The 23,913-nt window shown below is 65.2% G+C and carries 26 protein-coding genes and 2 pseudogenes; 8 read left to right on the plus strand and 20 right to left on the minus strand.

From position 1 onward, the window contains the following. Positions 1–6: 6 nt before the first annotated feature. Together M8523_RS06960 and M8523_RS06965 are read right to left on the minus strand one after the other, a co-directional pair. Positions 7–1,101 carry a sulfite oxidase gene (locus tag M8523_RS06960; protein ID WP_282584117.1) on the minus strand — a complete coding sequence of 365 codons (1,095 nt, stop codon included), beginning with the start codon at positions 1,099–1,101 and terminating at the stop codon, positions 7–9. A gap of 55 nt (positions 1,102–1,156) precedes the next feature. Then, positions 1,157–2,917, minus strand: coding sequence for an SLC13 family permease (locus tag M8523_RS06965; RefSeq protein WP_282584216.1), 1,761 nt, complete (start codon positions 2,915–2,917; stop codon positions 1,157–1,159). Positions 2,918–3,076: 159 nt separating this feature from the next. On the opposite strand from M8523_RS06965, the gene M8523_RS06970 reads away from it, so the two are divergent. Further along, complete coding sequence (locus tag M8523_RS06970; protein WP_282584118.1) at positions 3,077–3,682, plus strand: hypothetical protein; 606 nt, start codon at positions 3,077–3,079, stop codon at positions 3,680–3,682. Here M8523_RS06970 and M8523_RS06975 read toward each other — a convergent pair whose 3' ends face one another. Beyond that, positions 3,683–4,114 (minus strand): CBS domain-containing protein, encoded by a 432-nt coding sequence (locus M8523_RS06975; RefSeq protein WP_282584119.1) that lies wholly within the window; start codon positions 4,112–4,114, stop codon positions 3,683–3,685. A 618-nt stretch (positions 4,115–4,732) separates the two neighbouring features. Next, positions 4,733–5,623, minus strand: coding sequence for a LysR substrate-binding domain-containing protein (locus M8523_RS06980; protein WP_282584120.1), 891 nt, complete (start codon positions 5,621–5,623; stop codon positions 4,733–4,735). A gap of 97 nt (positions 5,624–5,720) precedes the next feature. Between M8523_RS06980 and M8523_RS06985 the strand changes: the two genes are divergently transcribed. After that, entirely contained in the window at positions 5,721–6,941 is a 1,221-nt protein-coding gene (locus M8523_RS06985; RefSeq protein WP_282584121.1) for an MFS transporter, read from the plus strand. A 14-nt stretch (positions 6,942–6,955) separates the two neighbouring features. Then, entirely contained in the window at positions 6,956–7,381 is a 426-nt protein-coding gene (locus tag M8523_RS06990) for a GFA family protein (RefSeq protein ID WP_282584122.1), read from the plus strand. A gap of 222 nt (positions 7,382–7,603) precedes the next feature. Here M8523_RS06990 and M8523_RS06995 read toward each other — a convergent pair whose 3' ends face one another. Further along, positions 7,604–8,995, minus strand: a complete 1,392-nt coding sequence (locus tag M8523_RS06995; RefSeq protein ID WP_282584123.1) for a phosphatase PAP2 family protein — start codon at positions 8,993–8,995, stop codon at positions 7,604–7,606. Between the two features lie 241 nt (positions 8,996–9,236). On the opposite strand from M8523_RS06995, the gene M8523_RS07000 reads away from it, so the two are divergent. After that, entirely contained in the window at positions 9,237–9,422 is a 186-nt protein-coding gene (locus M8523_RS07000; RefSeq protein WP_282584124.1) for a hypothetical protein, read from the plus strand. A 308-nt stretch (positions 9,423–9,730) separates the two neighbouring features. Continuing rightward, positions 9,731–10,408: an MgtC/SapB family protein gene (locus tag M8523_RS07005; protein ID WP_282584125.1), complete on the plus strand. Its 678-nt coding sequence runs from the start codon at positions 9,731–9,733 to the stop codon at positions 10,406–10,408. A 282-nt stretch (positions 10,409–10,690) separates the two neighbouring features. On the opposite strand, the gene cbbX is transcribed toward M8523_RS07005, so the two are convergent. The 5 genes from cbbX to M8523_RS07030 all read right to left on the minus strand — a co-directional run bounded on the left by cbbX (position 10,691) and on the right by M8523_RS07030 (position 15,583). Further along, complete coding sequence (cbbX, locus tag M8523_RS07010; RefSeq protein WP_282584126.1) at positions 10,691–11,605, minus strand: CbbX protein; 915 nt, start codon at positions 11,603–11,605, stop codon at positions 10,691–10,693. Between the two features lie 56 nt (positions 11,606–11,661). Continuing rightward, complete coding sequence (locus M8523_RS07015) at positions 11,662–12,081, minus strand: ribulose bisphosphate carboxylase small subunit (protein WP_282584127.1); 420 nt, start codon at positions 12,079–12,081, stop codon at positions 11,662–11,664. 10 nt (positions 12,082–12,091) lie between these two features. Further along, complete coding sequence (locus M8523_RS07020; RefSeq protein WP_282584128.1) at positions 12,092–13,552, minus strand: form I ribulose bisphosphate carboxylase large subunit; 1,461 nt, start codon at positions 13,550–13,552, stop codon at positions 12,092–12,094. 78 nt (positions 13,553–13,630) lie between these two features. Continuing rightward, complete coding sequence (locus tag M8523_RS07025; protein ID WP_282584129.1) at positions 13,631–14,512, minus strand: phosphoribulokinase; 882 nt, start codon at positions 14,510–14,512, stop codon at positions 13,631–13,633. A gap of 9 nt (positions 14,513–14,521) precedes the next feature. Then, complete coding sequence (locus tag M8523_RS07030) at positions 14,522–15,583, minus strand: class 1 fructose-bisphosphatase (RefSeq protein ID WP_282584130.1); 1,062 nt, start codon at positions 15,581–15,583, stop codon at positions 14,522–14,524. A 129-nt stretch (positions 15,584–15,712) separates the two neighbouring features. On the opposite strand from M8523_RS07030, the gene M8523_RS07035 reads away from it, so the two are divergent. Both M8523_RS07035 and M8523_RS07040 read left to right on the plus strand, forming a co-directional pair. Continuing rightward, positions 15,713–16,660: a LysR family transcriptional regulator gene (locus M8523_RS07035; protein ID WP_282584131.1), complete on the plus strand. Its 948-nt coding sequence runs from the start codon at positions 15,713–15,715 to the stop codon at positions 16,658–16,660. A 6-nt stretch (positions 16,661–16,666) separates the two neighbouring features. Then, positions 16,667–16,865, plus strand: a pseudogene (locus M8523_RS07040) (transposase); the annotation flags it as partial. Here M8523_RS07040 and M8523_RS07045 read toward each other — a convergent pair. The 9 genes and pseudogenes from M8523_RS07045 to M8523_RS07085 form a co-directional block, all read right to left on the minus strand. Further along, positions 16,835–17,317 (minus strand): annotated as a pseudogene (locus tag M8523_RS07045) (phosphotransferase family protein). The pseudogenes M8523_RS07040 and M8523_RS07045 overlap by 31 nt on opposite strands. A 32-nt stretch (positions 17,318–17,349) precedes the next feature. Further along, positions 17,350–17,772, minus strand: a complete 423-nt coding sequence (locus M8523_RS07050) for a thiamine pyrophosphate-binding protein (protein ID WP_282584132.1) — start codon at positions 17,770–17,772, stop codon at positions 17,350–17,352. Between the two features lie 174 nt (positions 17,773–17,946). Next, entirely contained in the window at positions 17,947–19,272 is a 1,326-nt protein-coding gene (locus tag M8523_RS07055) for an SMP-30/gluconolactonase/LRE family protein (RefSeq protein ID WP_282584133.1), read from the minus strand. Beyond that, positions 19,269–19,928, minus strand: a complete 660-nt coding sequence (locus M8523_RS07060) for a carbohydrate ABC transporter permease (RefSeq protein ID WP_282584134.1) — start codon at positions 19,926–19,928, stop codon at positions 19,269–19,271. Before M8523_RS07060 ends, M8523_RS07055 begins: the two co-directional genes overlap by 4 nt. Beyond that, positions 19,919–20,251, minus strand: a complete 333-nt coding sequence (locus M8523_RS07065; protein WP_282584135.1) for a hypothetical protein — start codon at positions 20,249–20,251, stop codon at positions 19,919–19,921. The genes M8523_RS07060 and M8523_RS07065 overlap by 10 nt, the downstream gene beginning before the upstream one ends. A gap of 12 nt (positions 20,252–20,263) precedes the next feature. Beyond that, on the minus strand, positions 20,264–20,710 hold the full coding sequence (locus M8523_RS07070) for a hypothetical protein (RefSeq protein ID WP_282584136.1): 447 nt from the start codon (positions 20,708–20,710) through the stop codon (positions 20,264–20,266). Between the two features lie 99 nt (positions 20,711–20,809). Beyond that, the gene (locus M8523_RS07075) at positions 20,810–21,475 is read right to left on the minus strand and encodes a methylmalonyl-CoA mutase family protein (RefSeq protein ID WP_282584137.1); all 666 of its coding nucleotides are present in this window, start codon (positions 21,473–21,475) and stop codon (positions 20,810–20,812) included. A gap of 9 nt (positions 21,476–21,484) precedes the next feature. Further along, on the minus strand, positions 21,485–21,754 hold the full coding sequence (locus M8523_RS07080; RefSeq protein ID WP_282584138.1) for a hypothetical protein: 270 nt from the start codon (positions 21,752–21,754) through the stop codon (positions 21,485–21,487). Between the two features lie 7 nt (positions 21,755–21,761). Next, positions 21,762–22,097, minus strand: a complete 336-nt coding sequence (locus tag M8523_RS07085) for a hypothetical protein (protein WP_282584139.1) — start codon at positions 22,095–22,097, stop codon at positions 21,762–21,764. Between the two features lie 32 nt (positions 22,098–22,129). Between M8523_RS07085 and M8523_RS36700 the strand changes: the two genes are divergently transcribed. Continuing rightward, positions 22,130–22,387, plus strand: coding sequence for a short-chain fatty acyl-CoA regulator family protein (locus tag M8523_RS36700; RefSeq protein ID WP_428350026.1), 258 nt, complete (start codon positions 22,130–22,132; stop codon positions 22,385–22,387). A gap of 726 nt (positions 22,388–23,113) precedes the next feature. Here the strand turns inward: M8523_RS36700 and M8523_RS07090 are convergent. After that, the gene (locus M8523_RS07090) at positions 23,114–23,608 is read right to left on the minus strand and encodes a DUF4142 domain-containing protein (protein ID WP_282584140.1); all 495 of its coding nucleotides are present in this window, start codon (positions 23,606–23,608) and stop codon (positions 23,114–23,116) included. Positions 23,609–23,913: the final 305 nt, after the last annotated feature.

The raw sequence follows: 23,913 nt of genomic DNA on the forward strand, positions 1-23,913 counted from the left end.
CGAACCTCAGACGGCGGTCACCCGGATGCGATGCCAGGCAGCACTCAGGTAGCCTTTGAAGTTCCAGACTTCGTCCGGCTGGGCTGGCTGAGTCTGCCCGGCCGCGTCCCAGGCGCGCACGACAAGTTCATGCTGGCCGGCGGGAATGTCGATTGTCGTGTGCCAGAACGTCCAGCTCCAGCGCGCGTTGCCGTGGTCCTCGATCGTCGCCTGCCGCCACTCCCGGCCGCCGTTCATCGAAACATCGACGCGAGTGATCGCGCGATCGGTCGCGATGGCGTAACCCTTGATCTTCGTCTTGCCGGCGCTCAACTCGGCCCCGGCGACCGGTTCGCAGATAGCGGCGTTCAGCGGCATTTCGTAAATGGTCGTTCCGCGCGCGGGATCCTGGGTCTCCTTGTGCATGTCGGGTGGAAACAGAAGATAGTCCTTCGCCTGCTGGAAGGCGTCGGACGGTTCGTCCTGTACCCGGATCTCGCCAACCCACTTGGCGCTGCGCACCCCGGCGTAGCCCGGCACGACGATCCGCAGAGGCGCTCCATGCTCCACGTTGAGCGGCTCTCCATTCATCGCCCAGGCCAGCAGGACCTCGCCCGACCTTGCTTTGGTCATGGGGATCGAGACGCCATAAGGCGCATCCTCGGCTCCCTCATTTTCGGCGATGTCGACCGCGTCGAAGGCGACATGCAGGTCATCCCCTTCGGCCGCGTCCGCGGCCCGCAGGATGTCGGCCAAGGGCACGCCCGTCCATTCGGCGTTGCCGATCGCCCCGGGAGCCCAGGGATCGCCGGTGGTCTTCTCCACCTGCTGCAGGTCGGCCCGGCGGTTGCCGGCACATTGCATGACGGCCGTAACCGTCTTCGGCGTGAAGCGGCGTCGCAGGTCGTCGACCGTGAGATCGAGCCGCTGACCTACTTTGCCCCTCACCCGCACCTTGTGGGTCTCAACATCGAGGTCAGGCAAGTTGCCGTGCGAGCGAATGTAAAAATCAGCCGTCTTCGTGACGAAGCCACTCCGCAGCCGATCAAGCGGCGGCTCGGCGTTCAGCGGCTCCTCGCTATGCACGATAAGGTCGGGCTTGGCGCGAGACAGGCCGAACATGAGGCAACTCCGAATGATCTGCCTCAACGCGCCAGAGGCGTTTGCGTCGTCGGCATCAACGCGTAAGCGGCCAGAAATATGCAATGAGAGGCGTCCCAGCGACGACCACCAGGATGGAGAGCGGGAAGCCAAGGCGGGCGTAATCGCCGAAGCGATAGCCGCCGGGGCCCATGACCAGCGTGTTGCACTGATGGCCGATGGGAGTCAGGAAGTCGCAGCCTGCGCCAAGCGCCACCGCCATCAGAAACGGGTCCGGGTTGAGCCCGAGCTTGGTCGCGAGGGTCCCGGCGATGGGACCCATCACCAGCACGGTCGGGGCGTTGTGAAAGAACGGTGTGACCGCCATTGCGATCACCATGATGACGCCGATCGTCAGGTTTGGACTCATGCCATGGATGACGGTCTCGAGCGATCGGGCCAGAAGGTCTGTGCCACCCGTCTCGCGCACCGCGTGGCTCAGCGGGATCAACGCGCCGAGCAAGAACAAGATGTGCCACTCCACCGTCCGGTAGGCCTCGTGCATGGTCATCGTGCGCAACAGCAGGAGTACCACCGCGGCACCGAAGAACGCCACCGCCACCCCGACCAGATGGAAGGCCACAAGTGCCATCGCGACCGCGAGCACGCCGATCGGCAGCCAGGACCGTCGCGACAGACCCAGCGAGAGGGCACGCTCTGCAAGCGGCAGGATTCGCAATTCGCCAAGGCTCTCGGGTAGTGTCGCGGATAACGATCGCATCACCACCACGTCGCCGACGCGGAAGCGCACCGTCGACAAGCGTTGCACAATGGCCTGTCCACGCCGGCTCAGAGCCACGATGCCGAGGCCATACCGCGCCTGCAGCTGCACCTGGTCGGGCGTTCTCCCGAGCAGCAGGGAATGGTCGGTCACCACCCCTTCGACGATGGTAGCCTCCCCCTGCTTCGCGTCGTGGGTGGCAAGACGAAGACCCGCATGCGCGATCAACCCATCGAGACTTTCCGGTTCACCCTTGAGGAGAAGCACGTCATCGGCTTTGAGAATGGACTGCGGGGTGGGGGCGTAGCGCCGAAATCGCTCGCGTACGATCCCGACCACCGCGACATCGCCTTCCTGCATGGCTTCGAGAAAAGCCACCGGGCGCCCGACGGCCGGCGATCCCGACGGCAGGATCACTTCCGCTGTGTAGCGCTCGATGGTGAAAGCCGCGTCCATGGAGGTGGCCGCCTGACGCTTCGGGAGCAGCCTCCAACCGACGGCTAGAAACGCGATGCTGCACAGCGCGATGGTCAAGCCCACGGGCGTATAGTCGAACATGCCGAATGGCTGGCCGAACATGTCGGCCCGGACCTTCGCGATAATGATGTTGGGCGACGTGCCGACAAGCGTCACGACGCCGCCGACGAGCGAGGCGGCCGCCATCGGCATCAGCAGCGACGACGGTGATACCTTGTGTCGACGGGCGAGTTGGAGCGCGATCGGCATGAAGATCGCGAGAGCCCCGACGTTCTTGGTCACCATCGAGAGGAGCAGGACACAGCCCGACAGCACCGGGACCTGGATCGCCGCGGTGCGAAGCCGCGGCAGCACAGGCCGCATGATCGCCTCGACCACGCCCGACCGGGCAATACAGGCGCTGACCACGAGCGCCGCCGCGATGATGACCACGATCTCATCGGAGAAGCCCTCGAAGGCATGTTTCTCGGGAACGACTCCGATGACGACACCGACGAGCAGTGCCAGCATGGCGACGAGATCGTATGGCAGCCGGCCCCAGATGAAGAGGCCGATCGTTGTCGCCAGAAGGCCGAATGCCAAACACTGGTCGAGTGTCATCACGTTTTCACTGCTCGTTTGGCTGACTGTTCGGCCCGATCGATGCTAGAAACGATGCGAGATGCGGTTGCTTCAGGCCGTGGCCTTATGGTCCGGCCTAGCGGTCGAGCGGCGCGCCTCATCAGAGCCACGATGCCGCGAACCACGAAGGCAAAGGCCATGAACGGCGGTGTACTCGAGGCGTTCAACCGCTTGCTCGGCCATCATGCGGACCGAGACGGCCAGGCATCGGCGCTGGAGGAGCTGTCCGTCGAACCGGAGGATGCAATATCGAGTGGCGGCCCAGCCCGGCGTGACCGAGGACTGGGGCTGCCGCAGGAGATCCTGCAACGGGCGTTGGCACAGAAGATCCTCGACGGGTGGTTGCAGAACCGCAATCAGGTGCTCGTACCTCTCACGCTGCGTCTTGGCCAGCTCCGGGCGGACGACGTCGAACTGTTGATGCGCTTCGCCGCAGCGTCTCTGCATTTGGCTTCGTCGGCAGACCAGGAGGCGCAGGCCGCCGTTACCCGATGGCTGCGCTCCATCGGCGCCGTTGAAAATGCAATCGTCGTGTTCGAGCGGGCACTGCAAGCACCAAGCGCTTTGAACACACTGCTCGACCGTGTCCTGGCGCGGCACCTCGACGCTTATGCTTATGCGATCGCCGCAATGGCGGCAGACCTCCGGGTCGTGTCCGGCCGGCTCTATGCTGATTTCGTTGCGGCGCGGCTTGCGCTGCCGGCTGACGCTGTTCGATCGATCAACCGACGCTTTCGCCGATGATCAGGATTGGTCTTCAGATTCCGTGAGGCCGCTCAGGGCGCTTTGCAGGAGCTCGCTGTCGACCAGCAGTTTCCGCGCGAGATCAGCCAGGGTAACGACCCCGGTGACGCGACCGTGATCGTTGCGGATCGGCAGGCGCCGGATGTGATTTGCCATCATCAAGTCCATTGCGGTCTGAAGGGTGTCGACATCCCGGCCCGTGATCGCCGGCCGGGACGTGACCGCGCCGACCCGAACGGACGCTGGATCGAGGCCAGCTGCGACGACACGAAACAGGATGTCGCGATCCGTCAACATGCCCTCGATGTTCTCCGGCGTACCCACAGGAAGGCCGCCGACGTCGAGTTCTCCCATGAGCTCGGCTGCATCTTTGACGCTCGCTTCGGCCGCGACGAACTCGACTGTATCGCTCATGACATCAATGATCTTCATCAGGGCGGATCCGATCTGCACGCGCAGTTCTGCATTTTCCGCATATCGCACGAGGCACGAACAATCGCGAGAGTGCGGGTACCACCTGGCCACGAGGCCAAGCGGCTGAGTTCTAAAGGCCCAACCATCGCGGCACACGCGCTTTGTAGTCCACCCATTGTGCGCCAATCGCACGCGCAGGTGGGCCGGATCGGCAATGCGGCGCAGCGAAAGACGCGGAGATTTCAGCGAGAACTGAGACAGGCACCTGGAGACGTTCAGCCGCTCAGCAAAAGAGACGACCTGATCGACCTGGTCGCTGTCGTTATAGAAGTGCAACGAGAGCCGAACGCGTCCATGGCGGACGGACGTCACGACGCCCGCTCCGGTCAACCGCGCTGCGGCGTCGGACCGCGGTGGCTGAATAGAGAAGATCGTCGAGCCGTGCGCGGCGCCGTAGTCGAGGAAGTCGTCGCTGTCTCCTGGAGAGGTTGGCGCAAACAGCCGGCAAGATCCGCGTTATAGCTGCCGATCTTGTCGACGCCGATCTCGTGATGGGGCTATCGACACTCATCCAAAACCCGTTTAGCTGGGATTGTGGCTCACATGCTAGCATTGGCACTACCGTGATGTTCCCGCTCATGGCTCGCCCTCCACGCGCAACCAATCGATAAAAGCGCCTAACAACGGAGTCTTGCTGGCATCGAACGGGACGAGGGCGACGTAGCCGGTGCGCGGGACGGTGATCGTGGGGAACGGCGTGACGAGGCGCCCCGCCAGCACGTCCGCTTGCAGGACAGGCAGCGGCCCCACCCCGATACCGAACCCGTCGACGACGGCCTGGAGCGTGACGAAAAAGTGGTCGAAGACACGCCGCCGCTGGTTGGATCGATGGGCAAGCCCAGCGCGATCCAGCCAATCGGACCAATCCCCTGGACGCGTCTCGCTTCCTAGGAGCACGTGGCCGACGATGTCGGAAGGGTGTCGCAGAGGGTCGCGTTCCAACAGCGCCGGGCTGGCGATCAGAGTATCGACCTCCTTCAGGAAGGGTGTCGCCTGGTACTGCGGCCAGGCGCTTCGCTCGGCCGACCCTCGCCGGATGGCGACGTCGAAGCCGCCGCGCAGTTCGTCATGAAGCGTCGTCACCGTCGTGACCGCCACCTCGACCTGCGGCCGCCCGGCGTGGAACCGCTCAAGGCGCGGGATCAGCCAGCGCAGGGCGAAGGTGGTCGGAGCGCTGACGCGCAGGATCTGCCTCGCCGACGGGCGTCCGCACGCCTCGGCCGCGGCGGTCATCCGATCGAAGGACAGGCTCACCTCGGCCGCGAAGGCGCGGGCGGCGGGCGTGGCGGTCATGCGTCGACCGGTCCGGACGAACAGCCGCTGGCCGAGCCAGGTTTCGAGCAGCGCGATCTGCCGGCTGACGGCACCATGGGTCAGGCCGAGTTCGGCGCCGGCTTCGGCGTAGCTGCTCGTCCGGGCAGCGATCTCGAAGACGCGCAAGGCGTTCAGCGGAAGAGGACGGCGCATTCTGACCCGTGAGAAAATTCGGCAATACCCGTGAGCATGCCCAGCCTAGTCGAGGAAATCTCACGAGCATAGGGTTCGGCCTCCAAGGGCACCTCATATGACGCAGAGCTCGACCACGATCGATTGGGCAAGGGAAGACCGGGCAAGCGAGGGAGCGCCGCAGCGGCGCAGCCTCGTCGGCGCCTGCCTCGCCCATGTCCTGCACGACGGCTACACCGACCAGCTCTACGCGCTCCTGCCGATCTGGCAGTCGCAATTCGGTCTCTCGTACGCCGGCCTGGCCATTCTCCGCGCGTTCTATAGCGGGACCATGGGCGGGCTCCAGGTCCCCGCCGACAAGATCACCGCCAAGCTCAGCCCTCGGGTCGCCCTGGCGGCCGCCACCTTTATCGCGGCCGCCGGTTACCTGACGATGGCCCTCCCGCTCGGCCTTCCGGGCCTCTGCATCGGTCTGGTCATCGCCGGGATCGGATCGAGCGTGCAGCATCCGCGCGCCTCGATGTTGGTCACGAACAGCTACGGAACGGCCGCGCGGGGGCCGCTCGGCATCTACAATTTCGCCGGCGACTTGGGGAAAGCGACCTTCCCTGCTGCCGTCGCGTTGCTGTTACCATTCGTGGCGTGGCGACCGGTTGTGGGTATCAGTGGACTCGTTGGCGTGCTGGTCGGCTTCGCCCTTCTCGCGCTGGTTCCTCGAAAGCCGTTCGTGTTCAAGGTGGATGAGAAGGCGGACGCGGGGGGAAGTGACGGTCGTGGCTTCACCCTGCTCCTCACCATCGGCGCCTTCGATACTGCGACCCGCATGGGCTACCTGCTGTTCCTGCCTTTCCTGGTCCACGCCAAGGGCGGGCACGAAGCGACGGTCGGCATTGCGCTGGCGCTGCTGTTCGCGGGCGGCGCCCTGGGCAAGGTATGCTGCGGCTGGCTTGGCGAGCGGCTTGGCGTCGTTTGGAGCGTGATCATCACGGAAGCCGCGACAGCACTGCTGATGATCGCAACGTTGACGGTGCCGATCGCAGCGATGCTCATCCTGCTGCCGCTGCTCGGCATCGTGCTCAACGGCACATCCTCGGTCCTCTACGGGACCGTCCCGGAACTGGCGCGCAAAGGCGAGGTCGGCCGCGCCTTCGCGCTGTTCTACACCGGCGTCATCGGCGCGGGCGGACTGGCTCCCATCGCCTACGGCGCCATCGCCGACCAGACCAGCCGGACCACCGGCATCGTCGCGGCGGCCCTGACGGCGGCCGCGATCATCCCCATGGTCCTGGCGCTGGGACCGTTCCTCCGCACGACGAGACCGGACGTGGAATCTGAATAGAGGGCGCGGGCAATATGGCGGGTGACACGATCGTTCGGGCTGGGCAGTGCCATTGCGGCGCGGTGCGCTTCGAGGCTACGCTCAGCGACGGCTTCAACTCGATCCGTCGCTGCACCTGTTCCTACTGCCGAATGCGGGGCGCCGTCGTCGCCATGGTGGCGATGGGTGGGATCAAGATCCTGCGGGGCGAGGAGGCACTGACGAGCTACCGCTTCCATACCGGAGTGGTGCAGCATTTCTTCTGCTCTCGTTGCGGGATCTACACGCATCACCAACGGCGATCGAACCAGAACCTGCACGCCGTGAACGTGGCCTGCCTGGACAGGATCAGCCCGTTCGACTTCCTCGAAGTGCCCGTGATGGACGGCGTCAACCACACCAATGACACCGGCAAGCCGACGCGGCGGGCAGGCACCCTCCGCTTCACCCCGGCCGACTGAACCATCGCGGTGAGCCCTGGCTGTTTCTCGATCACCCTCGTTTCGCAGCACCTTTTCCGGGATGGTGCCGCATTCCGGCGGTGGCTTCGGGGGCGCGGCCAACTGCTTCCGGGGCTTGACCTTCGCTTTCGTCGTGACTCCCCCGCTTGCGGCAGGACAAATCGGCGACCACCACTCTTAGGTAAAATCTTCTTCGTAGCCATCCACAGATGGATCGGGTGACTACCTGCCTGTGGTCATCGCCGCTGCCCTCCCGGCGGCGGCGTAGAGGTTCAGGCGGGAATAGAGGCCGAACGGGGAGCCGTCGTCCAGGAAACCGCCTCCGGGTCCCTCTGTCTCGGTCAGGATCCGGTCGGCCTGCTCAAGCGACAGCGACGGGAACGCAGCCGTCAGCAGGTAACCGGCTTCCGGAGCCAACTGGCCAACATCCTCGCTCTTACCGGCCACCTCCGGATAGACGACGGGCAGGCCGTAGGTCTGCGTGGCGGCATAGAAGGCCTCGTTCATCGCGGGGGCGCCGAAGCGGCCGATATCCTGAACGGCGCAGGCCTGGACCGTGTCGCCGCAGCTCGCGGCCAGAGCCTTGGTCAGGTCGGCCCTGGCCGCGTTCAGCGCAGCTCGGAAGTCGGTGATGGCAGCAGGCACCTGCGGTTCGCTCATGCCGGTGGTGGCGGCCACGTCCTTCAGGGGCCGCGCCATGTAGGTCGGATCGTTCGCGAGGAGGTGCGCCAGGTCGTAGGTGGCCAGCGTTCGACCACCCAGGACGTCCATGGCGTAGTGCGCGCCCATGATGATGCGGTCGTTGCCGTATTCGGATGCCCGCACGATCATCTGCTGATAACGCTCCGGCAACAGCACGGCGAGCAGGATCGAGCCCATGTAGCCGTAGGTCGTGTGGCCACTCGGGTAGGAGGGGCTATCGATCAAGTTCATGACCGGCCCACGGTTGTAGACGACATTGTCGGCCGGCACGTTGAAGTAATCCGGGCCGACGATGGGCAGGATGCTCGGTTCGGTCTGAAAGGGGCGGGAGTCGCCGTAGGCGTCGGCGCCCGGGCTGCCGGCCGGTCGTCCATAGGCTCGCCCGAACGCGTCGAGCGAGCCACCGTTGGCCTTGAGGATGGCCATGGCCTCGTCCGCCACGGCTTTCTTGCCGTCCGTGGTCGCGTTTGCGAAGAAATACTTCCCGGCGTTCGAGTCCGCCCCGGTGGTGGAGTTCGCGTAGGCGATGAGGTCAGCGACGGACTTGGCGATGCTGGTGAAGCGCTCGCGATCGAGATAATGCGCCCGCGCCTGGTAGGCGGCACCAAGCGTGGTGCCGAGCCCGTCCGCGAGTTCGGCAAGGTTGCCGTCCGTGATGAAGGCGTCGCGCAACGCCTGCTGCTGCTGCTCGGCGAAGGGTAGCAGCGTCGACTGGCGGATGGCACCCGTCTGGATACCGCCCGTGACGCTGTAGTTCGCGGCCAGGGCCGCCCGGCCCGCGTTGGTCTTGGACAGGACGGTCACCGGCGCGAGGCCCTTGAGGACGGGCAGGTTCGTGGCGGTTTGCGCCCTTGCCTCGATCGGGGCGAGCGCACACGCGACGACGATCCCCAGTACCCGTTTGCGCACCATTTTCGCTCCCCGATTGCAGCCGGCCATGATTCACCGCCGGCATCCGGAACTTCCGATCTTTCAGGCCTTGCGTCCACGACCAATTGCGGGCGGCCGCCGAGCGCTGTGCAAGGGGGGAACGCGGTTGGTAGAGGCCGCATGCCCCGCATTTTCGCCGAATGAGTCAGGATGTGTTCGGCCGCGTCGTTTGCATGAGGTCGCCGCTCGCCGGCGGCAGCAGGTGGTTGGCGGAGGTGTGTTCGTGACCATCGATGATGATGATGATGGCTCCGTGACGGCCGTCCGTGCCGCCGGAAGGGCCACCATCGAGGACGAAGTCATCGTCGTGGGTCAGTTTGAGCCCGACGCTGTCCGCAAGTTGGAATTGCCTCTGGTCAAGCTGTGGCCTACCCGCGATCGCCCGCAATGCCAGGCCGGATTCTCATAAGTCCGACTCGGCTGGATCGCGAAGGATGCCGCCCGATCGTCAGAGGTGATGAGGGCCAGGAACTCGGTGGCGCCGTGCTTCAGGACCACCCCGTCGAGCGGCATGCGCAGTTGGCAAGGGCAACGAGGACTTCGGAACGATGGCAACCGATCGCTTCTCGCCCGCGACCCTGTTCTCGCCTCGCTTTCAGCAACACTGGTGTGTCCGCGATCTGTTACTTGGGCTTCGGATCGCCGCGAACAAGTGAACGTGACCTGCCAGGCAGATCCTTGACCTGGGACGACAAGACCGGAAGGGGTACGGGTTCCATGCTGTCTGATTGGGAAATGATCTTGCGGCTGCTCGTCGCCTCCGCCTTCGGGAGCGCCATCGGCTTCGAGCGCGAGCGCCTGCTATGGGCGGCCGGCCTGCGGACCCACATGCTGGTCTGCGTGGGCTCCTGCCTGATCATCATCGTGTCGGCCTACGGGTTCAACGACGTGATCGGCAAGAACATCGTGCTGGACCCGTCCCGCATCGCCGCCCAGGTCGTCTCAGGCGTGGGCTTCCTCGGGGCGGGAACCATCCTGTTCAGGGGCGAGGCGGTGAAGGGGCTTACCACCGCCGCGAGCCTGTGGGCCGTGGCCGCCATCGGCTTGGCGGTCGGCAGCGGGCTGTTCGTGGCCGCGCTTGCCGGGACCGTGATCGTGCTGATCGTCCTGGCGGGCATCAAGCCGCTTGAGGAACGCTATCGCCGCCGCAACCAGACGAGGTCGTTGTCCCTGCTGACGCGGCGCGGCGTGTTCTCGCTCGACGTGCTGAAGCAGGTCGCCGGTCCCTTCTCGCACCGCGTCCAGCAGTTCGTCATGCAGCAGAGTGGGACCGAAGACATCGACGAGGTCGAGATCACCTTCGCTCGCGTGCCCGAGGCCGGGCTCCAGGATATCATCCGGAAGCTGAAGGCTCTGCCAAGCGTCACAAGCGCGGACACGCCGGAGCTGTCCTGAACGGCGGTTCCAATCCTTCTTCGGAGGATCAGGCCGCGACGGGACAGCATACCTCCTACGCCGACAGCTATCTCCGGCTAGAGAGCGCTATCTCAGGGGAACCAAGCTTGCGCCGTCCAGCAGGGTGGCCTCGGCGAGGGCCGCACACCGGTTGAAAAAGGATGCCGATTCGCGTTCGAAATGACTCACGGGCGTGGCCATCGCGGATGTGCGGGATGAACGGTCGCGGCAGGACGTTCGCTTTATGTAGGAGACGGGACCACACCGAGGAATGATCACGATTTACGCGTCGCGAGAGGCCGCGGGCGTCGGTGTCTCGGCGAAGAGGCGGCTGGCGAGAATATCCTCCGCGGCGATCCGGGTGACGTCGTCCCGCGTCAGATCGCGGTCGAGGTTGCCGACGAGGCGGTTCGCCTGGCGCAGGCGGACGCGATCGAGCGCATTGCGGATCGAGCGGGCGTTGGAGAACAAGGGTCTCGAGCGGCGCAATTGAATATAGTGGATGAAGGCGGCGCGGGCGGCGGCGTCGAAGGCGTAGTTCTGCTCTTGCAGCATCAGTTCGGCGATCGTGAGCAATTCGGCATCGTCGTAATCGGGGAAGTCGACGTGGTGGGCGATGCGGGAGCGGAAGCCCGGATTGCTTTGGAAGAACTTTTCCATCCGGTCCTCGTAGCCCGCGAGGATCACCACGAGGTCGTCGCGCTGCGTCTCCATGATCTGGAGTAAAATTTCGATCGATTCCTGGCCGTAATCGCGCTCGTTCTCGGGCCTGTAGAGGTAATAGGCCTCGTCGATGAAGAGCACGCCGCCCATCGCCTTCTTCAGGATTTCCTTGGTCTTGGGTGCGGTGTGACCGATGTACTGGCCGACGAGATCATCGCGCGTGACCGAGACGAGGTGGCCGCGGCGCACGAAGCCGAGCTTGTGCAGGATGCCGGCCATGCGCAACGCCACCGTGGTCTTGCCGGTGCCGGGGCTGCCCGTGAAGGACATGTGTAGGGTCGGCGGCTCGGTCGCGAGCTCGAGTTTCTTGCGCACCCGCTCGATCAGCAGCAGCGAGGCGATTTCGCGGATGCGGGTCTTCACTGGCTTGAGGCCGACGAGGTCGCGGTCGAGTTCCTTGAACACCTCCGCGATGCCGACGGCGTCAAATTCCTCGCGCAGGTTGATGGAGGTTGGGCCAGGGGTGTCGAGCATGGTGAACCTTCCAAGCGGACGATCCCTTCTCCCGCCCTCGCGGGAGAAGGGATGGATCATTGGTAGCGCTGCTCTTCGGGGAGATCGGCCGCATAGGCATGGGTGGAATAGGTCACCCGCCGGCCGACGCCTTCCTGGCGGTTCAGCCGGAAGCCGGGCTCCTCCTTCGGGCGATTGACCAGGAAGGAGATCCGCACCGATTCCCAGCCGTGGCTGGAATCGAAGCCCGACAGCCGAATGTAGCGATTGCCGTAGACGCGCCGGCATTCGGCCAATTCCATCATGATCCCGGCCGCGTCGCGGATGTCGAACATCGGCAGACCCCACATGTCCCAATAGGTATTCCGGGGATGCGGATCATCCGTGAACTCCAGGTTCACGGCCCAGCCCTTGTCGAGGCAATATTGCACCTGCGCTGTGATCTGCTCGTCGGTCAGGTCGGGCAGGAAGGAAAAGCACCCTTGGGTAATGCGCATGATCGTGCCCTCACATCGAGACGGAAGCGGATGGAACGAAGTCCGGCGTGTCGGTCGATTCGTAGTTGAAGGTGACGTCCTTCCAGATCTCCAACGCGTGCTTCAGGGGCGTGCAGGTCTGTGCCGCCTTGGCGAGGATCTCGGGTCCCTCGTGAAGGTAATCGCGGCCCTCGTTGCGGGCCATGATCATGGCCTCCAAGGCCACCCGGTTGGCGGTCGCGCCCGCCTGGATGCCGAGCGGATGGCCGATGGTGCCGCCGCCGAACTGCAGCACGACATCCTCGCCGAGCAGGCTCAAGAGTTGATGCATCTGTCCCGCGTGGATGCCGCCGGAAGCCACCGGCATGAGCTTGTTCAGGCTCGCCCAGTGCTGTTCGAAGAACACGCCGTGTTCGAGATCGATCGGGTTATGGTCCTCGCGGCAGATGTCGTAATAACCCCTGGTCGTATTGGGGTCGCCTTCGAGCTTGCCCACCACCGTCCCGGCATGAATGTGGTCGACGCCGGCGAGCCGCATCCATTTGGCGATGACCCGGAACGACACACCATGCGCCTTCTGCCGCGTGTAGGTGCCGTGGCCGGCGCGGTGCAGATGCAAGATCATGTCGTTGCGGCGCGCCCATTTGGCCATGGACTGGATCGCCGTATAGCCGATCACGAGATCGATCATCACGATGTTCGAGCCGAGCTCCTTGGCGAATTCGGCCCGTTCGTACATGTCCTCCATCGTGCCGGCCGTGACATTGAGATAAGTGCCCTTGATCTCGCCGGAGGCGGCCTGCGCCTTGTTGACCGCCTCCATGCAGTAGAGGAAGCGGTCGCGCCAATGCATGAAGGGTTGCGAGTTGATGTTCTCGTCGTCCTTGGTGAAGTCGAGCCCGCCCTTCAGCGCCTCGTAGACGACGCGGCCGTAGTTGCGGCCCGAGAGGCCGAGCTTGGGCTTGACGGTCGCGCCGAGCAGCGGCCGTCCGAACTTGTCGAGGCGCTCGCGCTCGACCACGATGCCGGTCGCCGGACCCTGGAAGGTTTTGACGTAGGCAACAGGGAGCCGCATGTCTTCGAGTCGGAGCGCCTTCAGGGGTTTGAAGCCGAAGACGTTGCCGATGATCGAAGCCGTGAGGTTGGCGATCGAGCCCGGCTCGAACAGATCGAGATCATAGGCGATGTAGGCGAAATAAACGCCGGGCGCGTTCGGTACTTCGTCGAGCCGGTAGCATTTGGCGCGGTATTTCTCCGCCGCCGTCAGCCGGTCGGTCCAGACCACGGTCCAGGTCGCGGTCGAAGATTCGCCGGCGACGGCCGCGGCGGCCTCAGTCGGGTCGACGCCGTCCTGCGGCGTCACCCGGAACAGCGCGATCACGTCCGTGTCCTTCGGCACGTAGTCGGGCTCCCAATAGCCCATGCGCTTGTATTCCATCACGCCTGAGCGATAGCGGTCTTTGCCCGTTACGGTCCCGGTCGGTGCGTTCATGGCCTGTCTCCTTGACTGATGTCGCCGGCTCGACCCGGCTTTGTGAGCGACACTTGACTGTGAGCCTGGAACCTCATCTCAGCCGGCGGCCGTGCGTCTCGCCCGATCGACAAGCTGCAGGATCAGGGGGGTGAGGATGAGCTGCATCGCGAGGTCGAGTTTCGAGCCTTGGATGACGATCGAATTCGCACGCGACATGAAACTCATCGGAATCATCGACAGCAGGTAGGGGAAGTCGATGCCGCGCGGGGACCGGAAACGGATCACCACGATCGATTCGTCGGGTGTGGGAATCCAGCGCGCGATGAAGGGGTTGGAGGTGTCGACCGTCGGTACGCGCTGGAAGTTGATGTCCGTACCCGTGAACTGGGGGCAGATGTAATTCACGTAATCGGGCATTCGGCGCAGGATCGTCTCGGTGACGGCTTCAGCCGAATAGCCCCGGTCTTTGCGGTCCCGGTGCAGCTTCTGGATCCATTCGAGGTTGATCACCGGCACGACCCCGATCTTCAGGTCGGCGTGGCGTGCGATATCGACCGTGTCGGTGACGACCGCACCATGGAGGCCCTCGTAGAAGAGGACATCGGTTCTCTCCTCGAGTGGGCGCCAGGGCGTAAAGGTGCCGGGTGGTCCGCCGTAGAGACGCGCTTCTTCGTCGTCGTGAATATAGTGGCGCGAGATGCCGGAGCCCGTCGCCGCATAGTCCCGGAACAAGGCTTCGAGCATTTCGAACAGATTGGTCTCGGGGCTGAAATGGCTGAAGTGCTTGTTGCCTTTCGCAGCCTCCTCGGCCATCCGCTCGCGCATCTCGGCGCGGTCGTAGCGATGAAAGGAATCGCCTTCCACATAGGCGGCCGCGACGTTCTCACGCCGAAAGATCTGCTCGAAGGTGCGCTTGACCGACGTCGTGCCCGCGCCGGAGGACCCGGTGATTGAGATGATAGGGTGTCGCGTGGACATGGTGACCCCTCAAATTCTGAAAAGGCCGCGGCTCGCGAAGAGCGGCGCGGTCGTTTGGGGCCAGATGCCGCTCCTGTTGTGAAGCGCCGTCAGATGCTCGACCCTCGGCTTCGAGCCGAAGATGAGCGGCACGTGCTGATGCAAGGCCGTGGGGTTCATGTCGAGGATGCGCCGCCGGCCGTTGGTGGCCGCGCCCCCAGCCCGCTCCACCAGAAAGGCGAGCGGAAAACCCTCGTAGACGAGCCGGAGCCGGCCTTCCGCATAACCCTCTCGGGCGTCGGCCGGGTAGAGGTAGAGGCCGCCCCGGATCAGGATGCGATAGGCTTCCGCCACCACGGCACCGTGCCAGCGCATGTTGAAGTCGCGCCCATAGGGGCCGCTTGGGCCGGCCGTGCATTCGTCGATGAAGCTACGGACGGGCTCTTCCCAATGCCGATAGTTCGACGCGTTGATGGCATATTCGTCGGGCGGGACGGCCGGCATGGTAAGGCCCGCGACCGTCAGCCGGAACGTGCGCCTGCTGCGGTCGAGCGTGAAGATGTCGACGCCACCGCAGGTGGTCAGGACAAGACTCGTCTGCGGGCCGTAGAGCACGAAGCCTGCTGCCAACTGGCTGGTTCCCGCCGGCCAGGAGAAGACCTCGGCGTCGCGCGTTACGGACCGGGGCGCCGGTGCGGGCAGGATCGAGAAGATCGTCCCGACCGGCATGTTGACATCGATGTTGCCGGACCCGTCGATCGGGTCGATCGCGACGCAAAGGCCGCCGGCGGCGTCGAGGATTTCGACCTTCTCGGCTTCCTCCGATGCCAAAGCGGCGATCGGACAGTCCCTGAGCGCTTCTCTGAAGAGCCCGTCGGCCTCGACATCGAGCGCTTTCTGCAGATCGCCGCTGGAGCTCATCCCGCAGGTGTGGCCGAGCGGACCCGTGAGGGCGCCGCGCCCGATGAGATCGGCCAAGGTGATCGCCGTCGCCGCGATGGTCTCGATCGTGATCGCCGTGGCGTGCTGTAGCGTGTCACCTGCTGACGCTAGCCCAGTCAGGTGATCATGCAGCGACAGCCCAGACCTCATGGCGTTCTCCTCGGTGGCGGGAGATCCGACGCCTTCTAGCGTGTCGCCTCGTCCTTATGGAGAGGAGCTTGACCGAAGGCTGGCCATAAACGAAATTTTAAAACCTTTGATGAGCGCAAAGTTTTTCTTATGGCCGTCAGTCTCGCGAACATCACGCTGCGCCAACTCCGCGCGCTCGCCGCCCTGGCCGAGTCCGGCAGCGTGACAGGCGCGGCGCGCAAGCTGCACCTGACGCAACCGGCCATCACGCTGCAACTGCGCGCCATGCAGGATCTTGCCACTTTGCCGTTGATCCAACGGGTGGGCAGCGGCGTGCAATTGACCGAAGCCGGGTTGGAATTGCTCCATCTCTCCCAGCGGATCGAGGCCGCGATCGCCGATTCCCAGCAGGCACTGGCCCTGATTTCGGGACAAAGCCGCGGGCGCGTCCGGATCGGCGCCGTCAGCACGGCGAAGTATTTCATGCCCTTCGCCATCGCGGCCTTCACGCGCGCCAACCCCGGCATCGAAGTCATGCTGTCGATCGGAAACCGGGAGACGATCATCGGCGCCCTCAGGGGCTACAGTCTCGATTTCGCCATTATGGGCCGCCCTCCGCCGGACGTGGCGGTGCAACGCCACCTAATCGGCGACCACCCCCATGTGATCATTGCGCCGGCCGGGCATTGGCTAGCGCATGACGAAGGTCTCGCGGTGAACGATCTCACGCACGAGGTTTTCCTGACGCGGGAACTCGGATCCGGCACCCGAAGTCTCATGGAGCGCCTCTTCGCAACGGCCAATCTGACGCCCACGATCGGCATGGAATTCGACAGCAACGAGAGCATCAAGCAAGGCATCATGGCGGGGCTTGGCATCGCCTTCATCTCGGCCCACACGGTCGCGACCGAACTGGAAGACGGGCGCCTGATCACGCTCGACATCGCGGGCCTGCCGCTCGTTCAGCAATGGTTCGCCATTCGCCGATCCGACAAGATCCTGCTGCCGCCCGCGCAAAAGGCCTTCGACTTCATGGCTCAGGAGGCGGCCCGGTTCCTGCCGAAGCCGCCGATGGGTAGGCCGCTCTCAAAGGCCTGACATGATGCCGGTGACACCCTGATCACCATCGCGGCCGACCCGAGGCATCTTGGAGCCCGCATCGGCCTCACCGCCGTGCCGCACACTTGGGGCGGAGCCTGCCAGAGGCCCCACTCAGCGAAGTTGAGATGGAGTGGCAGTTGGAGGGTCGGCGCTTACCCATCACCCGCACAATCATATGATCGTGCCGGGCGGCGGCTTGTCATCGGCTAGGGGATGGCCGAGCGTGGAAAGCTCCCAATCGAGGATGCCGACGACGTGGGGCTCCGTCGGGTGGAAGATTAGGTTGCCGATGCGGAAATCGCCATGGGCGATGGCGACGTGGCCGTCGTCGGGCGGCAGGTGGGCGGGCAGCCAGGCCACGAGGTCGTCGAGGGCGGCGATGTCGCCCGTCGGGGAGTCCGCTCATTGGCGCGACCACCGGGCGATCTGCCGCTCGAAGTAGTTGCCGGGCCGGCCGCAATCGCCGAGCCCGATGGCAACCGGATCGACCGCGTGGAGGCCGGCGAGCGCCTCGGCCATGCTCAGGTACAAGGCGCGGCGGTGGGCCGGGGGGATGCCGGGCAGCGCGGCATCGTCAAAAACCCGGCCCGCAAGCCGGTCCATAACGTAGAAGGGCGTGCCCACGATGCCGGCGACGTCGATGAGCTCGCCCATGCCGCGCGTGCGGCCGGGACAGGGTGGCGGCCTCAGCCATGGGTAGTCTCCAGTTCGGCGATCAGGGTGTCCCACTCGTCGTTGGCGACGCGGACGAAATGGGCGCGCTCTCGGGCCATCAGGGTCGGCACAAGCCCTCCTGCAGTTCGCCATCGGACAGCTCGTTGAAGACGCGGGCGTCGGAGCCGTCGAGCCGCAGCCCGATCGCCATGCCGACGGCCTGGCCGAGCCGGTGGCCGAGCGAGCCGCCGACGATCTCGACCCCGGGAATGTCGTCGAAGGTCGATATCGGCAGCCGGGAGCCGGGAGCCGTTCAGGCCATAGGTCGGCAGCTCCTCATGGGTGAGGTAGCCGGCCTCGGCCAGCGCCGCATACATGGCGATCGAGTAGTGTCCGGTGGACAACAGGAAGCGATCGCGGCCGTGCCAATCCGGCGTAGGCGTATCGTAGCGCAATTCGTGGAAATACAGGGCCGCGAGGCAGTCGGCGATGCCGAGCCCCTGGGCGATGTAGCCCTCGCCCTTGCCGTATGATGTCGGGCTGGCTGGCCGGGTGGTTGGTGGCAGGCATGTGGCCAGAATTCTCCAGGTGTGGTGTCAGACGAGGGTGAGGCCGGGCCGCGCCCAGGGTCAGGACACGAGCCGTCCGGTGCTCGACAGGGTGAGGAACGCTGTGCGCCGGCCGGGGCCGCCGAAGCAGATGTTGGTGGTGTAGGAATCGTCGATGGCGATCCGCTCGACGAGTGCACCGGCCGGGGACACGGCCACGATCCCGCCCAGCCGCAGGGTGGCGATCGCGATGGCGAAGCCCTCCTCGACCGCGAGGCAGTCGAACCGCCAGAAGCCCGGCAGGGCGGCCACGAGGTCGCTGCCCGTGGGCGAGGGCCAGGCGACCGCCCCCAGGGCGCCCGGCGCGACCACCGGGTAGGCCCACAGGCGGCCCGACGAGGTTTCAGCCACGTAAAGACGCGCGCCATCCGGGGAAAGCCCGATCCCGTTGGGACCGATCGGAAAGGCGACTTGGCGGATCAGGCTGCCGTCCGCCCTGGCGTAGAACACCGCGCCGAAGTCGACGCGGCGCCCATCCCGATGGCCGTGATCGGTGAAGTAGAACCCCCCGTGCCGGTCGAACACGATGTCGTTCGGAGCGCAGAGCGGTTCCCCGCCGCCGCGATCGTAGAGCACCTCGACCTTGCCGGTCCCGATGTCCACGCGCTCGATCCGACCGCCCCGGTTGTCCGGGGCCTTGCCGATCGGCCGCCAGCCGTCGTCCCGCTGCCATGAGAAGCCACCGTTGTTGCAGATGTAGAGCGCGCCGTCCGGCCCGAGGGCCGCGCCGTTGGGGCCGCCGCCCGGCTCGGCCAGGACATGCGTGCGGCCGTCGGAGCCGGCACGGGTCACCGTTCCCCGGCTGATCTCCACCAGGGCGAGGTCGCCGTCCGGCAACACGACGGGTCCCTCGGGAAAGGCGAGACCTTCGGCCAACAGGTTGAAGCGGCTCATGCCGAACAACGAAAGCTGTTGGAACAGGATGTAGACTCCGATCACCGGCACGATGGGCGGCGTCATGCGCAACGACAGGATGGTGAAGCTGAGCTGCCCATGCGGCGGAAACCGGCGGGCGAGCGCGTAGGCTGCGGGGAAGCCGAGCACGAGGCACAGGACCGTCGACAAGGTCGAGACGATGATGCTGTCCTGGATGCCCTTGCCGCCGCCGATGGCCCAGCCTTCGGAGAAGTTCACGAGCGTGCCGTTCTTCGGCAACACCTCGGGAGGCCGCAGGAACAGCTCCGGATAGGGCTTGAACGCCGTCATCAGCAGCCAGACCAGGGGGGCCAGCAGCAACACGACAAGGAGGATGAGCACGGCGTGGCGGATGACCTGCGGCAGCAGGTCGGCGAAACGGATCTCGGGCGGCGGACCGTTCTGTTCGAGCGCGACGTTGCGGGCGGTCATGCGCGCGCTCCAGTGCTGCCCGTGGCGGCACTCGCCTTGGGGATCGACGCCTTGGCCGGACGATCGCGCCACGACGAAAGCTTGAGGATCGCGGTGGTGCCCAGGCTGAGAAACAACAATTGCACGAGGCTGAGCGCGCCGGCCCGCCCGAATTCAAAGCGACCGAAACCCAGATCGTAGGTGTAGTAGGCGAGGTTCTGGGTCATCGAGCCCGGGCCGCCGCGCGTCAGTGTATAGATGATGTCGAAGACCTTGAAGCTGTCGATGAAGCGCAGCACGAAGGCGACAGTGATATAGGGGGCGAGCATCGGCAGGACGACGTACGCGAAGGTCTGCCAGGAGCTCGAGCCGTCGACGCGCGCCGCCTCGTAGACTCGATGTGGGATCGATCGAAGGCTGGCGAGCAGCACCACCATCACGAGCGGCGTCCATTGCCAGGTGTCGACCACGACCAGGGTCGGAAGCGCCCAGGTGGGCGATTGCGCCCAGGCCGGAGGCGAGAAGCCCAGTCCCGCCAGAAGGGCGTTCACCGGCCCGTAGACAGGATTGAGGAACAGGTTCCACGAGAAGCCGACGACGACGGACGCCAGCATCATCGGGATCAACAGGATGGAAGCGTAGAACTCGCGGCCGCGGACCAAGCCGTTCAGCAGCATCGCGAGCGCCAGCCCGCATATGAGCTGTAGGGGAACACGCTGATCAGGGCGAAAGCGGCCGTCACCTCGAGGCTGTGCCAGAAGCGCGCGTTCTTCAGCACCGCGACGAAGTTGCCCCACCCCACGAAGGTCATCGGGATCGGAATGGCCAGCTGATAGGACGTTAACGACGCATAAAGAAGGTAGACGAACGGCCAGATCGAAAGCGGCAACAGGAACAGGAGGGCGGGCGCGAGCAGGATGAACGCGGAACGCCGCTCGGCACGCGACGCGCGGTCGCCGATCGCATCTGGAGGGGAGGTGGCAAGGGCTACCGCAGTCATGCGTCTACCTGGTCAGCGAAGGAAAGCGGACGAAGAGGCCGACGGAGCTTCCCCCCGAAGCGGTCTGGCTTCGCGGGTGGCGTGATTCAGCCTGGAAGCGGAGCGCATGCGCCGATGGCGGATGCGCTCTCTCGGCTCAGGCCCAGTAGCCGGCCTTGACCATGCGGGCGCGGTATTCGGCGTAGCGCTTGATCTGCGATCGCGATCGTAGGTCTCGGTCGCGTCCTCGAACTCCGCAGTCATCGCGTCGAGCGCTTCCTTCGGGGTCTGCTGGCCGGTGATCGCCTGCTGCACGTGCTGGACCATCGAGGCGAGGTAGCGGTTTGTGGCCGGGATCGAGACGTCGAGATAGACCTTCTTGCTGGTGAGTTGCCCCTTGCAGACGCTGGCGAAGTTGCCGGCGAAGCCGGACTGGGCCTGCAGCGGGAACGTCGCCTTCGGGTCGTTGAACATGCTCATGCGCCAGGGGTCCATGAGCGACTGGGCGAAGGTCTCGGCCACCCACGCATTGGCCTGCTTGGCCTGCTGTAACCAGGCGATCGCCTTGAAGGCGCCCGCCTAGTTGGTCGAGTTCTTGGCGATGCCGATCGCCCGATCGTAGGGCAGCATGGTCACGCCACCCCAGTTGGGCGCGCATTTGATCTTGCCGGCGACCTTGGAGGTGGCGGGATCGGAGGCGCCTTTCGGCATGTCGGTCCACCCGTTGGCTTGCGCGACCCGCCCCTCGACGAACTCCTGCCGTCCCACGTCCCACGTCCCACGTCCCACGTCCCACGTCCCACGTCCCAAGGCATGGCCTTGGCGAGGTCGGCGGGCATGAACTTGGTGATGTCGATGTAGCGCTGCAGCGCCTCGACGCCGGTGTCGTATGACAACACCGGCTTCATGTCCGCGTCGAACAACTCGCCGTAGTTGCCGCCCTTCTCGGCGCCGATCTGCACGAAATGGTTCATGAAGAAGGCCGCGCAGTAGGTTCGTCCACGGGTCCTGGCGCGTCATCGCCCGCCAGGCGGTGTCGGCCCGCAGGCGGAGCGGTCGCGGCTCGAGCCCGCAAGCCGCCTCGACGCACGCCCACAGGCGGCGCAGGGTGCGCAGCTTGGCGATGGTCAGGAACAGCTCGGTGTCGGCGACGGCCACGAAGGAGACGGCGTCGCCCATCTCCGCGGCCGTCGCGCCCGCGGCCTCGAGCTCGCGCAATCCCGCGGCGCCGCTCGCCAGCAGCAAAGCGAGCTCCTACGCCTCGGTGGCGCCGCCCTCGTGGACCCGCCGGCCGTCGGCCCGAAGGGCGGGGCCGGCAAAGCCGCTCCGCCGCAGAGCGAGGGCCATGCCGGCTTCTGCGGCCCCGAGCCCGAAATCGACGGTCAGAGCCGCCGGGTCGTGCCCGTGCCGCTGCAGCGCCGCCGCAAGGGCCTCGGCCATTGCGACCGCCGTGGTGGGCGGAGCATCCAATGCGAGCGCGACGAGGGTCGGGTCGATCCCGGCCAGCACCTCGTCGAGGGCCATGGCGTCGCTAGTTCGGACCCCGAATCCGTTGGGGCCCGCAGACCCCTCCAGCACGATCGCCAGCCCGTTCGCCCCCCTCGATATCCGCGAGCGCGAGTGCGTTGGCGGCGGCCGAGTCGGGATGGTCGACCCGCTGCACCACGCCGACGCGTCCCGCCCGGCGCCACGGCTGCGGCACCATCGCGCCGACCTTCGGATACAGCGGCTCGATCAAGATGCCGTCGCTCGTGACGGCGGTCATCACCGTGTCGAACGCGACGCCCTTCAGCACGCGGTCCACGGCGTTGCGCCAAACAGCCTCGCCGAAAGCATCGGGAAAGGTGCCGGTCCTGCCTGCCATCACCGGCGGCGCCCGTCGGTCATGCGAAATCCAGGATAGCGGCATCGGCGCGGCGGCACCATGCCATCGGGTTTGGTTGCGACATCAGCCACGCCGCCGACCTCGTTTATTCCGACGGGATCGATCTTCGCGACGGCTCCAACATCGCACGCATCGGCGTGAGCTGCCGCATCTGCGAACGGCTCGAATGTCACCAACGGGCGTTTCCGCCCTATGACGCGTCGATCACGGTCGATCCCCATCGACGCGCGATCCTGCCGTACCGGATCGACGGCATATCCCAGCGTTCATGAGTGATGCCAGCGCTAGCGAAACGTAGATTGACGGATTGAACTCAGCGGCCCGACGCTCGCCGACCAAGTCGAATTCGCCGCGGCTCAGCTATAGCCGTGGCAGAGGCGGACAAAGTTGGAAATGCGTCAGCGTAGCCGGTCTCAGACGCCCGCTTCGTCACGCCACCAGATCCTAAGCGGACCGTCGTCTCACGGCCAACTTCCGGCGAAGAGCAGCCAGCGTGCGGTGCGCCCACCCCGGACGACCCGAGGGTTAAAAGCGGTCTCCAAAGTAGCAGTTACCGTTCTGCTTAAATACGAACTCCCGCCCCCTCTCGGTCATTCGAACACCTTTCCCACTCGACCGAGCGTATCAAAGGTGACCACAAACGCGAAAGATCATCATACCGTCGGACATATCGGATGCCGGGCCACCCTCGAGCCCGGGAAAGATAGGTCTAGCGCAGCCGCAACGCCCGCCGGTCACCCGTCGGTCTTCTGCGGGGCCGCTGCCGAGCTCCGGGTATCAAGCGCAGCAGCCTTTCCCGATGATCACCCCCACGATCTGCTGGTCCGGTCCGAAGATCAGCCCGAACCAAGGGAATCGGCGCGACCATTGGCGGTTTGGGTAAAACGATGCGAGGATGGCGCTTGGATCGGATTGAGGCGCCCGAGTGTCTGTGCGTGGATGGTGGCACTCCCGCGCCAAGACATCATGCATCGCGACCGGAGCCGCTGGTCCGAAGATCATCGGCCGGACAGGGCCTGGGCGGCCTTGAACTGCGCTTCCGCGATCGGGATCATTTTGATCGCCAAAGCCTTGAGTGTCCCGTTGCTTCCCAGCAGCATGTAGTCGGCATAGAGGGTCAAGGCGTTGGAGTGGACCTCGACCTGATCGGCGACATAGGCTTTGTCGAAGTCAGGACCGGATTTGCCCTGCAGGCTCGTCAAGCGTGCGAGGTGGTCGGGATCGAGTGCAGTCGGGACCGCCGCGCCGGAGCCGTCGGCGGCAGCCTGAAGCGCCGTCTCCGCGATCCCGTGGTCCTTGACCAGATGCTGTGCGAAAGCCTTGATCCCGGCATCCGTGGAGCGATCGAGCGCGAGCCGCGACTCCGCGATGGTGACGAGATTGCCAATCGAGGCTCTCGTCACGAAATCGACCTCGTCCTTTGTATCCCCTGCCTGGGCAGCGCTGACCGCAAGGGCAAAGCCGATGAGGCCGATGACAACGATCCGAGCCACGCTTCGTCTCCCCTCATCATTGAGGCGGCGCACGTCACGGCGCCCTTGCCCTCGTTCATATCAAGTGATGCAGAACCACTCCCTGACGATCATTCCATAGTCCGAAGTAATGGGCAGGGCGACGCATTGCCCCGACCAATCGGTGCGCCGGGCTCAAAGCGGCGCTTCGCAAGGTGGATGCCGGGACCCAAGGACGCCGCAGGCATGCTATTCGGCCGCTGCAGCCCAGCGAACGTTGAAACCGCCGACCAACTCAGGCTGTTTCATGCGCGTGACCGCGAATGATCCAATCGCCAAGAATGCCC

The sequence above is a fragment of the Lichenifustis flavocetrariae genome, assembly GCF_026130545.1.
In the GTDB taxonomy this organism is placed as follows: Bacteria; Pseudomonadota; Alphaproteobacteria; order Rhizobiales; family Beijerinckiaceae; genus Lichenihabitans; species Lichenihabitans flavocetrariae.